Origin of the sequence: Candidatus Liberibacter brunswickensis (genome assembly GCF_036858155.1) — a bacterium.
GTDB lineage: Bacteria > Pseudomonadota > Alphaproteobacteria > Rhizobiales > Rhizobiaceae > Liberibacter > Liberibacter brunswickensis.
In genome coordinates this window covers 13,313-28,743 of the sequence record NZ_JAAEJX010000014.1, presented here as the reverse complement: position 1 = coordinate 28,743, position 15,431 = coordinate 13,313, and the positions used below count along the sequence as shown (strand labels likewise).

Below are 15,431 nucleotides of genomic sequence, written 5' to 3'. Positions count from 1 at the left end.
CGAAAGATATACTCGAGGAGCTGATAGAGTACGTTTAGGAATCAAAACTTCAAGGCTTATTTCTGAAGCTATAGAATCTAATAAGCCCGAACCCAATAAAACAAGGTGCGGATAATAATTGAAAAAAGCCATAATATCAAGGATTTAACGATAAATTAATAATTATAAAGAAATAATCTAAACTTTATATAATAAAATTATTATCACAATAATTTATCATGGTTGTGCTAATAACAATAATAATTGATATAGTTGAAATATTATATTTTAATAATCAATATTTTTTCTCAAGGACTTTTATTACTTAAGTAACATGATACAAAGTGTATAAAAATAAAATTTTTATAAAAGCTTATATATCCTTTTTACTTTTTCAAAGAAGCTATAACACCTTCAATGGCTTTATCTGCTTTATCACCATCTGGTCCACCAGATTGAGCAATATTAGGACGCCCTCCTCCTCCTCCTTTTCCACCTAAGATATTTGAAGACAAACGTGCCATATCAATTGCATTAAAGCGATCAATCAAATCTTTTGTCACTGCAACAGCAACAGAAGCTTTTTTCTCTTTAGAAATCCCAATAAGCATAATAATTCCAGACTTAATTTTCTTTTGCAGAGTATCAATTAAACCACTAAGATCTCTAGAATTCATTCCAGGAATAACACTGCTCATAAAATTGACATTATCAACTTTATGACAAGATAAATCATCAATATTTATTTGTGATTTCTTTTTGGCATTAACAACTTGCATCTTGAGTTTACGACGTTCTTCCCATATTTCCTCTACACGCCTGACAACTTTATCCTGTGGTACTTTAAGAAAAGAAGAAAGATGTTTTATTTTTTCATCTTGTGCAACAAGATGAGAACGTGCTCTTTTTCCAGTAATCACTTCAATACGACGCATACTAGCTCGAATAATATAAAAGAGCATAATTTCTCCTGTAGAGCGAACATGTGTTCCTCCACATAATGCAGAAGAATGTACTTTTCCATCACCATATTCAACAGAAACGACTCTTACTTTATCACCATATTGTTTACCTACTAGAGCAGTAGCATCAGATACTATTTCATGATTTTTATCCACGTTTCTCGTGATAACGGGAAGATCTTGCGCAATAACATCATTAACATTATCCTCAATTGCTCTAATCTCTTCATTAGTAATAGGCTTTGAATGTGTTATATCAAAGCGCAATCCTTCATGAGTAACGCATGATCCGCTTTGATTAATATGAGAACCAATAACAGTACATAAAGCATGGTGCAATAGATGTGTTGCCGTATGATTAATACTAAGTTGACGACGATTTTCATAATTAATTGTAAGAACAATCGGCATATCTGTTCGTAATATACCAGATTCAACTCGAGCACTGTGAGAAATTAGTCCATTTGCTTTTTTTTGTACATCAGTAATTTTAAGACTAACCCCATCACCAATAGCAATACCAGTATCAGATACCTGACCACCAGATTCAGCATAAAAAAGCGTTTTTTCAAATATTACTTCAACTTCTTGCCCTTCTATTGCTTTTTCTACTATCTCGTCTTTCTGTACAATAGCTTTAACTTTAGATGAAAAACCTTTAGTAATATCTATAGGAGTTTTTGGGGATGATGAACATTCAATTATTTTATCATTTTCATCAACGACAACCCTAGATCCATAAAGCAAATCATATCCTACAAACTGAGTAGATCCGAATTTTTCCTTGAGATAATACCAAATTTTTCCTGTTGTATTTTTTTCTAAACCCAAAGAATGAGCTCTAGCTTTTGATCTTTGTTTCTCTAAAAATTCATTAAATGATACTATATCTACCCCCCCAAAACCACGTGTCCATAAAATATCCTGAATAATATCAACGGGAAGACCATGAGTATCGTATAATTTAAAAGCGATTTCTCCATCTAGAACATCATTTTTTCCTAGATTAGATGATGCTTCATCAAGTAAAACAAGACCTTTATCAAGGGTATTTCTAAATCGGATATCTTCTAGCCTAAACGTTTCTTCAATCAACAACTTTGCTTGCATTAATTCAGGATATGCCTCCCCCATCTCCATACAAAGAACAGGGAAAAGATGCGTCATAAGGGATTCATCTTTATACCCTAACAACCTAGAATGGCACATAGCACGACGCATAATACGCCTTAATACATATCCTCTTCCTTCATTTGTAGGTAACACACCATCTGCAATAAGAAAAGAAGATGAACGAAGATGATCCGCTATAACACGATGATGAAATATATTATTTCCTTCATATTTAATACCCGTCACCTGTTCGGAAGCCTTAATAATATTTTTAAAAAGATCTATATCGTAATTATCAATTTTTCCCTGTAAAATAGATGACATTCTTTCTAATCCCATCCCAGTATCTACGGACATATTAGGTAAAATAGAACGTTCTTTATTGTTTTTTTGTTCGAATTGCATAAAAACGAGGTTCCATATTTCAATGTAACGCTCTCCTTCCTCAGAAGATCCTGGCAATCCACCTGTAATATTTTCTCCCTGATCGAAAAAAATTTCCGAACAAGGACCACAAGGACCAATATCTGCCATTGACCAAAAATTATCGTTAGTAGTAATTCGAATAATTTTATCCGAAGATAAACCAGAAATTTTTTTCCAAAGTTTAAAGGCATCTTCATCTTCATCATAAACTGTTACATACAGTAGACGCCGATCAATATCAAATTCCTTTGTCAATAAATCCCAAGCAAGTTGAATAGCTTTTTCTTTAAAATAGTCACCAAAAGCAAAATTACCCAACATTTCAAAAAAAGTATGGTGACGAGTAGTACGTCCAACATTGTCAAGATCATTGTGCTTACCACCAGCACGAACGCATTTTTGCACTGTTGTAACCGTTTTATCTACAGGTTTCTCTTGACCAGTAAAAATATTTTTAAACTGCACCATCCCTGAATTTGTAAACATCAATGTCGGATCATTTTTCGGGACAAGTGAAGAAGATGGTAACACTTTATGTCCATTTTTTTTAAAAAAATCAATAAATGTCGTCCGAATATTCTTCAAATCACTCATATTATTATTATCCTTTAATCTTTATTGTGCAACAAAACACAAGTCATATAAAACTTATAATCAATATCAATGTAATAGTACTTACTTATTAATTGTTATCTGATAATTTTGTGGAACAAGTGAAGACGAAGGTAAAAAAACGTGTTCATTTTTTTAAAAATTAAAAAAATATCGTCCGAATAACAACATAGGCAATAACCTTCAATTCTTAACGTACAACAAAATTACATAATTTAAAACTTTTAATCGATAGAAATTATCTAACAATTCAATTATTAGTTTTTATCGGTATCGTCTTTCGTATTAATGACAGATTCCTGTAAAAGGCTTTCTGCTACTAATCCAGCATTTTGGCGTAATAAACTTTCTATATTATCAGCAACATCAATATGTTCTCGTAAGAATACTTTAGCATTTTCACGCCCTTGACCCAAACGTTGTCCCTTAAAAGAAAACCAAGCTCCAGATTTTTCTACAATAGATGCTTTGACACCTAAATCGATCAATTCTCCAAAACGAGAGATACCCTCTCCATACATAATATCACAATCTACTTGTTTGAATGGAGAAGCCATTTTGTTTTTTACTACCTTTACTCGAGTTTGATTGCCAATAATAGAATCTTTTTCTTTAATAGAGCCTACACGACGAATATCCAAACGAATAGAAGAATAAAATTTAAGAGCATTTCCACCTGTAGTAGTTTCAGGCGATCCAAACATAACACCTATCTTCATTCTCATTTGATTAATAAAAATAAGAATACACTTAGAACGAGAAATTGATGCAGTAAGCTTACGTAGTGCTTGACTCATTAAACGAGCCTGCATTCCCGGCAAACTTTCACCCATATCACCTTCAATTTCAGCACGAGGAGTCAAAGCAGCGACAGAATCTATAACAATAATATCTACTGCTCCTGATCGTACTAGCATATCAGTTATTTCTAATGCTTGCTCACCTGTATCTGGTTGAGAAACAAGCAAACTCTTTAAATCAACTCCTAGTTTTCTCGCATAAATAGAATCAAGTGCATGTTCTGCATCTATAAAAGCACAAGTTCCTCCTGATTTTTGAGACTGTGCAATAGTATGAAGAGCTAATGTTGTTTTTCCAGAGCTTTCTGGACCATAAATCTCAACAATACGTCCTTTTGGAAAACCACCAATACCCAAGGCAATATCCAATCCTAAAGATCCACTAGAAACAACTTCTATTCCCTCAAATACACTATTTTGAGAACCAAGTTGCATTATAGATCCTTTTCCATATACACGCTGTATCTGTAACAACGCCGCGTCTAATGCCTTACTCTTATCCACAATACTTATCCCTTATCTATTATAATCAAAATCATCTTGTTGTTATCTTTTTAAAAAGGAAATTATCCTTAAAAAAGAGGTAACAATTTTTATTGTCTAGTAAGACAAACAAGAAATATCCCATCAAGCAAGTATTTTATATATCATTTCTTTATGGAAAAATAGATTTCATTAACAAGAGTTTATTTATATTACATATGTATCTTAATTTAAATTGATTGACATAATACTCCGCTACGATAGCGAGCATATAAACTTGAATCCTTAAGAAGGTCTTCGTGGATTCCCTTTTCTACAATCACTTGATTGTTAATTAAAAAAACAATATCTCCGTTCTGGATAGTAGACAATCTATGAGATGCAAATATTGTCGTTTTACCTTTTCTCTTCTCGCGCAAAACTTTCAATATTTTTTGTTCACTTTTAATATCTAATGCCGATCCCATCTCATCTAGCAATAAAATTGGAGAATCTTTCAAAATAGCACGTGCAATAGCAATACGTTGAATTTGACCTGCAGACAAATTAAATGCATGATTCCCTAAGATTGTATCATATCCTTTATCCATACAAATTATAAATTCATGAGCTTGAGCAATGGTTGCTGCATTTTGCACTGCCTCACGATTTGCATTAGGTAATCCTATCGCAATATTATCATGTACGGATGCATTGATAATTATAGGATTTTGCGGAACCCAAGTAATAGATCGACGAATTTCTTCTAATGAAAGGTCAGTAAGATCAATACCTTCTAATTTTATATTTCCTGAAGAAGGATCATAGAAACGCAATATTAAAGAAAATATACTAGTTTTTCCAGCACCAGAATTTCCCACCAATGCTATTGTTTGTCCTGGCAAAACGGTAAAATTAATATTTTTTAAGACAGATCTTTTTGATTCTCCAGGATATAAAAAAGAAACATTATTAAAAGAAATACTACCTAATACTGGAGAAGAAAATGTTTTATATGGAGTTGGAGAGACAATATCTAATTTACATACCATCAGGTCACGAAACCGTTGTAATGAAGATATAGCTTGTAATATTCCTCCAATAAATCCTGAAGAAGATCTTATTGTTCCTAAAAAAAGAAATGTATAATATAAAAACTTACCTAGTTTTCCCCCCGACATCCCGGAGATAATTATGTAATGAGCTCCGAATAGAAAGACAACATACAAGCTAAAAGATAGAGAACAAACAACAAAACATACTACACATGTGCGAACTAGTGTGATTTTTAAAAAACTTTTATATGTATTTTGAGATTGCATATTATAAAGTTTTATCGCTTTTTCCCCAGCATTAAATGACTGTAAAACCATTACAGATTTGATAATATCAGAGAAAATATCGAGTAACTTCTTTTCATTAGTACTATGGTGATTTATTTTATTGCGTTTAAATTTGAGAGAAATAACAAAAAGAAATAATACAATGCAAACTATACTTACAACAATCAAGGAAAGATATATGCTACTCAAAAACATCATATATAGAGCACCAATCCCAACCATAGAATTGCGCAATATAATTGACATGCTGATTCCTACTGTGGTTTTAATCCGCTCTGCATCTTTTACTAGCGTAGAAAAAATTTCTCCATGGCTCCTTGAGTTAAAAAAAGAAGGAGAATATTTAATAATTTTTGCAACAATATCTCTTTGCATAAATAAAATCATGCGTTCACCAACCATTGTAGCAAAATAGTAACGCATAGAGCTTGATATAATAAAAAGGATAAGCAAGGACATAAAAATGAGCCAATGATGAGGATCAATACCACCTTTTCCTAAAATATTAGCGCTTATTACAGGAATATACAAAGAAACTCCTGAATAAATAAAAATTGCTAATAATTCTCCTAATATGAAACCCCAGCAGTATTTAAGGTATAATATTTGAAATCTAAACAAAGAAATAGTGTTATCAAAATTATGCATACGCTCTTCTGTATACCATATTATAAAAAATTTTATCTTTTATAATTTATTAGATAATTATATAAGTAGAATACTACCGCATAATTTAATGTTATGCTATATTATTTCAGTGTCGTATGAGTTATATTAAATAAAGACTATAAATGATATTGAAAATATCTATAATATATAGACTATATCATATTTTAAATAATGAATTCTAGGAGAAAAACATGAAAAAAAATATTCATCCAGAAACTCACTTCATTACAATAGTTATGACTGATGGAACACAATATCAAACCCGCTCTACTTGGAAAACAGAAGGAGCTGTCATGAAACTTGGTATTGATCCTCTCTCACATTCTGCTTGGATTGGTGGAAAACAAAAAATTAACGACGATGGAGGAAAAGTATCAAGATTTAAAAAACGTTTTGCTGGATTATCGATAGAATAGATAAAATCTTTTTCGATAAAAAAAGTAAAAGTCATAGATATTATATTATTTTTAAAATAATAAAATTTTATTTTGAAGATATCTCAATAATAAAATTCATTTAAAAATTTAAATAATAAATCCATAGCGATAGGCAAGATTGCCAATTATTCTTAAAGTAATAGTCTTTTTTGCTTTAATTTTTAAAATATATTTTTTAAAAGATCACTATTGCTCTTTACAATGTTTTTGATATGAAAATTATACAAGAACAATTTTTCACAATCAATAACGATATTTTTTATAGAACCATAATAAATAATCGAAAAGTGAAGAGAGAATTCTTGTATTTTCATTATTTTTTGAATATACAAGGAATTCGTTATAGATTTTTTTATTATTATAAGAACTGTTTAAGGTTATGCGCCCTTCGTCTATCGGTTAGGACGTCAGATTTTCATTCTGGAAAGAGGGGTTCGATTCCCCTAGGGCGTACCATAATAATTCAGGTCAATTTTTATTGAATTGCTTATGAAAAGTGCTTATCTATCGGAGAAGCGTCTAATACACGCAATTGAATTATCTTACTGCCCCTCCAATAATTACTACACAAATGACCTATAACATTCATCCACTTTCCTTGAGATTGCATTAAAAATTCACCTAAAGGAGTGCCGTAAACACGAAAAGCAATCCCTTGCAAAGTTTTTGAATCTTGTGATTCAAATCTCATTTGTAAGTGAGACAATTTAACAACACGAATACTTTTTAATTTATGATTAGGAAATGCAAAAATAGGATTTGGATTTCCTGCACCATATGGCCCAGCAGATTCAAGCATATCAATCAGTGAGATGTTTACAGCAGAAGCATTGAGAGCACAATCTATCTTAAAAATTGGCGTTGAAACTAAATAAGGCACCTTACTCTGTGCACATTTTTGAAAAAAATCACGCAATCTATTAAAATTTGCACGCTCTACGGTCAAACCAGCTGCCATAGCATGACCTCCACCTTTTAATAAAATACCTTCTGAAACTGCAAGAGATACCATTTTACCGATATCAAAACCCTCAATAGATCTTCCTGAACCAATACCTTTTCCATCATCTTCAAAAGAAATCACAAAAGATGGTCGATCAAACTTTTCTCTCAAACGAGAAGCTAGCAATCCCACAATACCAGGATGCCATCTATCTCCCGCCACTACAATAATAGAAGCTTGTTTAATATCTTCGTACTGAGACAAAACCTCTGATTCTGCCTGCTCTAACATTGTGGATTCCATCAAACGACGATTCTGATTTAGAACATCTAGTTTCATTGCAAGCGCTTCAAGTTCTTGTGGATCATCAGAAATCAATAAACGACTTCCAAGACTTGATTCTCCTATACGTCCTCCAGCATTAATACATGGACCTATCGTATATCCTAAACTCTCAGATGTTATTGGAGAAGAAATATTAACGCGTTCAATTAAAGCCTTTAATCCCGGATTACATTGAAGACGAGCAACCTTTAATCCTTTTACAACATAGGCTCTATTTAACCCGATCAAAGGAACAACGTCACATACAGTTGCAAGGGCTACAAGATCTAATAAGGACAACAGATCAAAATATCTAAGAGTAATTTTATTATCATCTCGCAGGATACGACAAACCAAAACTAATACAAGAAAAATAACGCCAGCAGCACATAAATGACCTTGTCCAGATAAATCATCTGAACGATTTGGATTTACCAATGCATAAGCAGGAATTTCTTCATCTTTTACTTGATGATGATCAATAACAACTACATCGATACCTTTATTAGCAGCATATTGTAAAGCATCATAACTTGTAGAGCCACAATCTACTGTAATAATCAATTGAGCTCCCTCATTTATGAATTTTTCCATGATAGAAGAATTTGGACCATATCCATCTGTAATACGATCTGGTATATACATATCAGAATGAACGCCATAATATGCAAGGAATCTCATTATTAACGCTACTGACGTAGCCCCATCTACATCATAGTCACCAAAAACTGCAATCTTTTCAGAATTATAAATTGCCTGAACAATCCGACGCGCTGCTTTATCACAATCGGTTAAATTTAAGGGATCAGGCATGAGAAAACGTATAGATGGATTTAGAAAGTCTTTAGCACAATCAATGGGAACATTTCTATTAACTAAAACACGGGCAACTATATCAGGAATTTCATATTTTTGAGTAATAGCAATAGCATGATTAATTTCTTTCTGTCCCAATAAAGATACCCATCGAAATCCAGAAACAGAATAGTCCACTCCTAAAAAAGACTGATCATTCATGACTATTTCCTATAATTACAACAAAACATTATAAATTATCCACATAAACAATACTGGTTTTACGAAAACCATAATGAACAGATTTAAAATGTATCTTCATATTTCTTTAAAACAAGAGGGAAAAACAGAATGATACTGAAGAATACATGCAATACTTATTTAAAATGCACAAAAATTCATCTTCTTGATGATAATCATTTAAATATTATTTTTTTTATAAGAAAAACAAACATATTGAAAATACTACTTAATTTTCGTTGAGGTATAATTTTAACTAAAGATCCTCAATACAAATCACACAATAATTCCTAATAACATCATTTTTCTCATTAAAATATTTAATTGCATTATAAATCAATGTACCTGAAACCTTATGAGTTATCATAAAGACTGAACACTCTTTAAAATTTTCCCCTTGATGCGGACAAGTAGATAACCGCAAAGAAATATTAAAACTTGATATTTGAGAGAATATTTGATCTAAAACACCTTCATAATTGCATATCTTAAGACGAATAAAATATTCTCTTTCTTGTTCATAAATATTATTGCAGTCAATAGTACTAAAAGTAGAATTAATATTACCCAAAGCCAAAGATACCGACTTATCGATATTATTAATTTTATCAATATTACAAATATCCCCTAACACAGAAGATGCAGTTGGATTTCCACCAGCGCCAGGACCTACCATTGTTAATTTTCCTAATCCATCTGTTTCAATAATAACTGCATTAGTAATACCATCCACTAAAGCCATGGTAGAATCAGATTTTAAAAGAACAGGATATACAAATCTTATAATCCCATTCCCTTGACGCTTAGCCATTGCTAAAAGTTTAATACAGTAACCAAAGTCTGCAGCACCCCTAACATCTTCAAGAGTAATATTAGAAATACCCTCACAGTATACTCCATCGAAAGACGTACTTATACCAAAAGCTATTGAAGATAGAATTGCTATTTTATGAGCAGAATCTACTCCATTTATATCAAATTCATAATTATCTTCCGCATAACCACATTTTTTTGCTTGTTCTAAACAGTCTTGAAAAGACAATTCCAAATTATTCATATTTGATAGAATATAATTAGAAGTACCATTCATAATCCCATAAATACTTTTAATATCGTTATATTTTACAAAATCTTTTAAAACTTTAATGACAGGTATACCACCAGCTACAGCAGCTTCAAAATTGAGGGTTGTTTTATTTTTTTGAGCTAATAAAGATAAATCATTACCATAACGTGCTATCAAAGCCTTATTTGCAGTAACTACATGGATTCCTCTCGTTAAAGCAATATTAACAGCATCATAAGCAGGATAACTTTCTCCGCCAATAAGCTCAACAAAGACATCAATATTTGCCTTACTAGCCATTACTATAGGATCATCAAACCATTCAATATTTAGTAAATCTATACCCCTATCAATATTTTTATCACGAGCACTAACTGCAGAAATAATTACTGAATTATGATTTATATCTTTTAATTTTTCCTCATGTTTTTGAATCATCCTAATCAAAGCAGATCCTACTGTTCCAAGTCCTGCAACACCAATTTTTAAAACATCTGCCATTCTATTAACCTATAATAATACTTCAATGAAAATCCCACAGAAAATATAAAATAAAATGATTATCTATAAACGTAGAATATTATATGTCGCTGCTTCTAAATATTTTTTTTAATTAGTATGAATTAATGATAATACAATTTTTATAATTAAAATATTCATCAATCAATTATTCATATCATCTCTCTTCTCATATTGCAAAATGCCTATATGATATATCATCATAATCTCAATTATTTATAGAGATATTTGCTCCGTAATATTTCACCATATATTTGTTCATTTTCATCTTTATGTTTTTATAAATATACCGAAATACCCATCATATCTTTAAAAAAAACATGTATATATTCTAAGCCTGTTACTAGTATAAAATAAGCAATAATAATAAGTATAAATATTAATAAAAATGCAATCATCTTGATAGAGATTAACATACATGATAGGGTATCAGTTGATTTTTATTTTTATAAAAGAACGAGAAGTTTTCATATATTATCATTTAGTTTTTGTAATATTCTTTTCTTGAAAAAGGAATAATCTCTTTCTATTATAGATGAAATTTTATGGATGCTAACGAAATAAAATTACTGTTCTAACATGTTTTTTTGACCATAAATAAAATACATTTTCGCTATATTTGAGAGTAAAATATTAATAGTACTAAAAATCTACAATATAAGAAGTAATATAATTGATATAAGGAAACTTTTTTTAATCTTTTCATGATGGACAATAGAATTTATGCTACCCTCTTCATTTAAAAAATCGAATTCTATCAAAATATACACCCCAGAAGAAATTCAAGGTATACGCAAAGCATGTAAAGTTGTTGCTTGTTGTCTTGATTCTCTGACAGAGATTATAAAACCAGGAACAACTACCAATCAAATAAATGACTTTGTTCTTAAGTTTGGAATGGAAAATAACGCAATCCCCGCTACTATTAATTATCGCGGTTACAGAAAAGCATGTTGTACATCTATAAATCATGTTGTATGCCATGGAATACCATCTGATAAACCACTACGCGATGGGGATATTATAAATGTAGATGTTACCTATATTATAGATGGTTGGCATGGTGATAGTAGTCGTATGTATCCAATAGGAAAAATCAAAAGAGCAGCAGAAAGGCTACTCCAAGTTACTTACGAATCTCTTTATCGAGGCATTAAAGCAGTTAAATTAAACGATAGAATCGACGAAATTGGCAAAGCAATACAGAAATACGCCCATAGTCAACACTACTCTGTTGTTGAAATTTTTTGCGGACATGGTGTAGGGAGATGTTTTCACGAAAAACCCGAAATACTACATTTCTACGATCCACGTTTTCCTTCTGAAGAAATATTTCAAGAAGGAATGGTTTTTACCATTGAACCAATGCTAAATATAGGAGTAGCATCTGTCAAAGTGCTATCAGATGGATGGACTGCGGTCACACGCGATCAATCTTTGTCTGCCCAATATGAACATACAGTCGGAATCACTAAAGAAGGATGCGAAATTCTTACATTATCTCCAAATAACTTAGGAAGTCCAGGAATTACTCCTATTCAATAAATTTTATAATTGAAAGATTTCCTAATGAATAAACTCTCTTCAAAAGATCCCCCTTTAGATTATATTGGACATCGTAGTCGCCTGCGAGATCGATTTCTTAATAAAGGAGACAACGCATTGGAAGATTATGAAATATTGGAATTAATCCTGTTTAGACTTATTCCTCGCAAAGACACAAAGTCTATTTCCAAAGCGCTTTTAAAACGCTTCGTAACATTAGGTGGTGTATTCGGAGCTCCGTTGCATCTTTTGCAAGAAATCAAAGGAATTGGTAAAAGAGTCGCACTTGAACTAAAATTAATATCAGTTGCATCACAAAGAATTTTAAAAAGCAAATTAATAAATAAAGAAATTCTTAGTTCTTGGTCAGTTCTACTTGATTATTGTAAAACAACATTATCCCATGAAGAACGTGAACAATTACGAATATTATTTCTTAATAAACACAATGTATTAATTGCTGACGAAGTTCAGAGCCAAGGAACTATAGATCACGTACCTGTGTATATTCGTGAAATTGTCCAAAGATGTTTAGAGCTTTCTGCAACATCTATAGTATTAGTACACAATCATCCTAGTGGCAATCCTAATCCATCAAAAGCTGACATCAATATGACCCATAATGTTATGGCAGCCCTTAGCCCCCTAAACATTACCGTTCACGATCATATCATTGTTGGAAAAGATAACTTTATTAGCTTTAAAGGATTGCGCATCATATGATGAAAATCAGAAAAATGAAAAAAAGTATACGTTCTTTTTTAAAAATAACCTTTCTATTAGTAGTTTTATTTCCTATTTCATTAGGAATATTTTGTTTTACAATTACTTCTTGCACTCAAAACTTTCATGTAATGATACCAAATACAGTATATCGTTCTGCACAGCCTAACGGAGTATTTATAAAATATCTTCACACAGAATATGGCCTAAAGTCTATTCTTAATCTACGTGGTAAAAACGATCATGCGCCTTGGTACCAGGAAGAAAGAGATACTACAAAAAATCTAGGAATAAAATTGATAGATTTTCCTATGTCTGCCCACAAGGAATTGAATAGCAAAGAAATTGAACAACTTATTTCTATTCTTGCAACTGCTCCAAAACCTCTTTTAATACATTGTAAGGCTGGAGCTGATAGAACTGGATTAGCTTCTTCTCTTTATCTAAACTTTATTGCTAAATATCCAGAAAAAAAAGCACGTAGCCAACTTTCTATACTATATGGGCATATTTTCTTTTTAGATACAAAAGCAATGGATAATACCTTTGAAAAAAGCATAAGAATATACCAACATGATTACTCTCTAAAATATAACTAATTCCTGTTAAATTAAAATTATAAAATTTAACCAGTTAAATGTTCCCCGAATAATAAATATATTAAAAACATTTTTATTATATCATTTGTACAACAATCAAGAAATTTGAAGTAATGTTTTATTATGAGTAAGATTTAATATATTAATTTTCATCAGATGAATCTTCTTCAGAAGATTTACTAGATTCTTCAAATAACTGATCTAAAGTAACTTTTCTATCTACGATCTGTGCATTTTTTATTATAAAATCAACGACTTTTTCTTCAAAAATTGGAGCTCTCAATTCAGCAATAGCATTAGGAGATTTTTGATAATACTCAAGCATTTTCTTCTCGTGACCAGGAAAACGACTTAACTGTTGATATAAAGCCGATTGCATCTCTTCTTCTGTAACATCTATGCTATTTTTTTCACCTATTGTCCCTAAAACAATACCTGTTAGAACTCGACGTTTTGCTAACATACGATACTCTTGAACATCATCTTCCTTAATAGGATATGCATCTTCTGAGCTTTTACCAGCAGAATTCATACTGGCTCGTATTCTCTGTACTATACTATTATATTCATTTTCCACGAGGGATTCTGGAACATCAAAGACATACTTATTGCTTATATAATCTAGAACCTGACGTTTAACTCTTTGTCTGATTGCTAACTCAGAATGTTGTTTTATTTTTTGAGCACATAAATCCCTCATAGCCTTTTCCGATTCAAAACCTAATCTAACAGCTAAATCATTATTCACCACTGCAGGAAGGGGAGATGAAACCGAATTAATATAAAAATTCATAACAACTTTTTTACCAGCCAAATCTTTCATAGAATGATTTTCTGGGAAAAAACGATCTATTTTTTTTTTATCTCCAGCTTTAAGATCTACTAAAATATCTGTTGTTTCTGAAAATAAATCGTCAGAACCTACAATAAACTGAACGTTCTTCTTAGAATAATTTTCGATTATAGCATCATCAACAGATACAGTATAATCTATGTTAACTTTATCACCAATTTCAGCTTGTTTTTCTTTTATTTCAAATAAAACATTATTTTTTGCAATATCAGTAATCTGTTTGTCAATATCAGCCTCATCCACTTGACAAACATCCATAGTTATCTGCAAATCATCAAAAGGATAAATCTCAATCTTAGGAAGTACATCGTATAACAAGTTTAACTTTAGATCAGCAGCTTTATCCATTAAACGAGGAGTTACTTCATCTTCTCCTTCATTAATGGTAATTTTTGGTCTCATAGCAGCCCTTTCATCTCTTTTAGAAAGAACTTCAGGAACAATATCTTTAATCATTTTATCAATAACTTCAGAAAGGATAGACTTTCCATATATTGATTTAATATGCGATATAGGAACTTTTCCTGGACGAAAACCTTTAATATTAGCACTATTTTTTATATCATCCATGCGATTATTAAAAATATCAGTTAATTGACTGGAAGGCACAATCACATCTAATTCTCTCTTTAATCCCTCTGAAAATTTTTCAATAACTTGCATATAAAAACCCCAACCAAATAATTAACCAATTGTATTATAGATTAAAAAAACCATAAAACAAGCACATAAACTCAAACAAAGATATGACATAACAACGACTAAGTAGAATAGAATTCAAAGTAAAGATACAACGAAATATTATTTACAATAATAATTTGCAGAAAATCACCAAGTAATGCAAAAAACACTAATACTTTTGCAATACATGAAATCATTGCATATTAATTTCTTATCTACCTATGTAGAGATATATTCTTTTATTATACCATGCAACTATTTTCCAGAAAATAATATGAAGCAATCAATCAGAAAAACACAACAAAAATAAATTTATAATATTTTGTTATTAAACCAATAG

10 protein-coding genes and 1 tRNA gene are annotated in these 15,431 nt (G+C 31.0%); 5 read left to right on the top strand and 6 right to left on the bottom strand.

Features of this window, described 5'->3' with window-relative positions:
• Nucleotides 1-365: 365 nt before the first annotated feature.
• From alaS to GY664_RS04525, 3 genes are all read right to left on the bottom strand, one after another.
• Complete coding sequence (gene alaS, locus GY664_RS04535; RefSeq protein ID WP_333948295.1) at nt 366-3,074, bottom strand: alanine--tRNA ligase; 2,709 nt, start codon at nt 3,072-3,074, stop codon at nt 366-368.
• A gap of 275 nt (nt 3,075-3,349) precedes the next feature.
• Nucleotides 3,350-4,396: a recombinase RecA gene (recA, locus tag GY664_RS04530; RefSeq protein ID WP_333948294.1), complete on the bottom strand. Its 1,047-nt coding sequence runs from the start codon at nt 4,394-4,396 to the stop codon at nt 3,350-3,352.
• Nucleotides 4,397-4,605: 209 nt separating this feature from the next.
• Nucleotides 4,606-6,345 (bottom strand): ABC transporter ATP-binding protein, encoded by a 1,740-nt coding sequence (locus GY664_RS04525; RefSeq protein WP_333948293.1) that lies wholly within the window; start codon nt 6,343-6,345, stop codon nt 4,606-4,608.
• A 212-nt stretch (nt 6,346-6,557) separates the two neighbouring features.
• Between GY664_RS04525 and rpmE the strand changes: the two genes are divergently transcribed.
• Nucleotides 6,558-6,782 (top strand): 50S ribosomal protein L31, encoded by a 225-nt coding sequence (gene rpmE, locus GY664_RS04520; RefSeq protein WP_333948292.1) that lies wholly within the window; start codon nt 6,558-6,560, stop codon nt 6,780-6,782.
• A gap of 402 nt (nt 6,783-7,184) precedes the next feature.
• Nucleotides 7,185-7,259: transfer RNA gene (locus GY664_RS04515), tRNA-Glu, on the top strand.
• A 31-nt stretch (nt 7,260-7,290) separates the two neighbouring features.
• On the opposite strand, the gene recJ is transcribed toward GY664_RS04515, so the two are convergent.
• Entirely contained in the window at nt 7,291-9,087 is a 1,797-nt protein-coding gene (gene recJ, locus GY664_RS04510; RefSeq protein WP_333948291.1) for a single-stranded-DNA-specific exonuclease RecJ, read from the bottom strand.
• Nucleotides 9,088-9,361: 274 nt separating this feature from the next.
• Nucleotides 9,362-10,672: a homoserine dehydrogenase gene (locus tag GY664_RS04505; protein ID WP_333948290.1), complete on the bottom strand. Its 1,311-nt coding sequence runs from the start codon at nt 10,670-10,672 to the stop codon at nt 9,362-9,364.
• Nucleotides 10,673-11,413: 741 nt separating this feature from the next.
• On the opposite strand from GY664_RS04505, the gene map reads away from it, so the two are divergent.
• From map to GY664_RS04490, 3 genes are read left to right on the top strand one after another with little or no spacing between them, the layout of a single operon-like run.
• On the top strand, nt 11,414-12,235 hold the full coding sequence (gene map / locus GY664_RS04500; RefSeq protein ID WP_333948289.1) for a type I methionyl aminopeptidase: 822 nt from the start codon (nt 11,414-11,416) through the stop codon (nt 12,233-12,235).
• Between the two features lie 24 nt (nt 12,236-12,259).
• On the top strand, nt 12,260-12,958 hold the full coding sequence (radC, locus tag GY664_RS04495) for a RadC family protein (RefSeq protein ID WP_333948288.1): 699 nt from the start codon (nt 12,260-12,262) through the stop codon (nt 12,956-12,958).
• Nucleotides 12,958-13,557, top strand: coding sequence for a dual specificity protein phosphatase family protein (locus GY664_RS04490; RefSeq protein ID WP_333948287.1), 600 nt, complete (start codon nt 12,958-12,960; stop codon nt 13,555-13,557). Before radC ends, GY664_RS04490 begins: the two co-directional genes overlap by 1 nt.
• Before the next feature lie 142 nt (nt 13,558-13,699).
• On the opposite strand, the gene tig is transcribed toward GY664_RS04490, so the two are convergent.
• A complete protein-coding gene (gene tig, locus GY664_RS04485) occupies nt 13,700-15,073 on the bottom strand; it encodes a trigger factor (RefSeq protein ID WP_333948285.1) in 1,374 nt (457 codons plus the stop codon).
• Nucleotides 15,074-15,431: the final 358 nt, after the last annotated feature.

Bases quoted from the DNA above. Each gene is read 5' to 3' on its own strand.
- alaS (WP_333948295.1), bottom strand. From the start codon at position 3,074: ATGAGTGATTTGAAGAATATTCGGACGACATTTATTGATTTTTTTAAA.
- GY664_RS04525 (WP_333948293.1), bottom strand. From the start codon at position 6,345: ATGCATAATTTTGATAACACTATTTCTTTGTTTAGATTTCAAATATTA.
- rpmE (WP_333948292.1), top strand. From the start codon at position 6,558: ATGAAAAAAAATATTCATCCAGAAACTCACTTCATTACAATAGTTATG.
- recJ (WP_333948291.1), bottom strand. From the start codon at position 9,087: ATGAATGATCAGTCTTTTTTAGGAGTGGACTATTCTGTTTCTGGATTT.
- GY664_RS04505 (WP_333948290.1), bottom strand. From the start codon at position 10,672: ATGGCAGATGTTTTAAAAATTGGTGTTGCAGGACTTGGAACAGTAGGA.
- map (WP_333948289.1), top strand. From the start codon at position 11,414: ATGCTACCCTCTTCATTTAAAAAATCGAATTCTATCAAAATATACACC.
- radC (WP_333948288.1), top strand. From the start codon at position 12,260: ATGAATAAACTCTCTTCAAAAGATCCCCCTTTAGATTATATTGGACAT.
- GY664_RS04490 (WP_333948287.1), top strand. From the start codon at position 12,958: ATGAAAATCAGAAAAATGAAAAAAAGTATACGTTCTTTTTTAAAAATA.
- tig (WP_333948285.1), bottom strand. From the start codon at position 15,073: ATGCAAGTTATTGAAAAATTTTCAGAGGGATTAAAGAGAGAATTAGAT.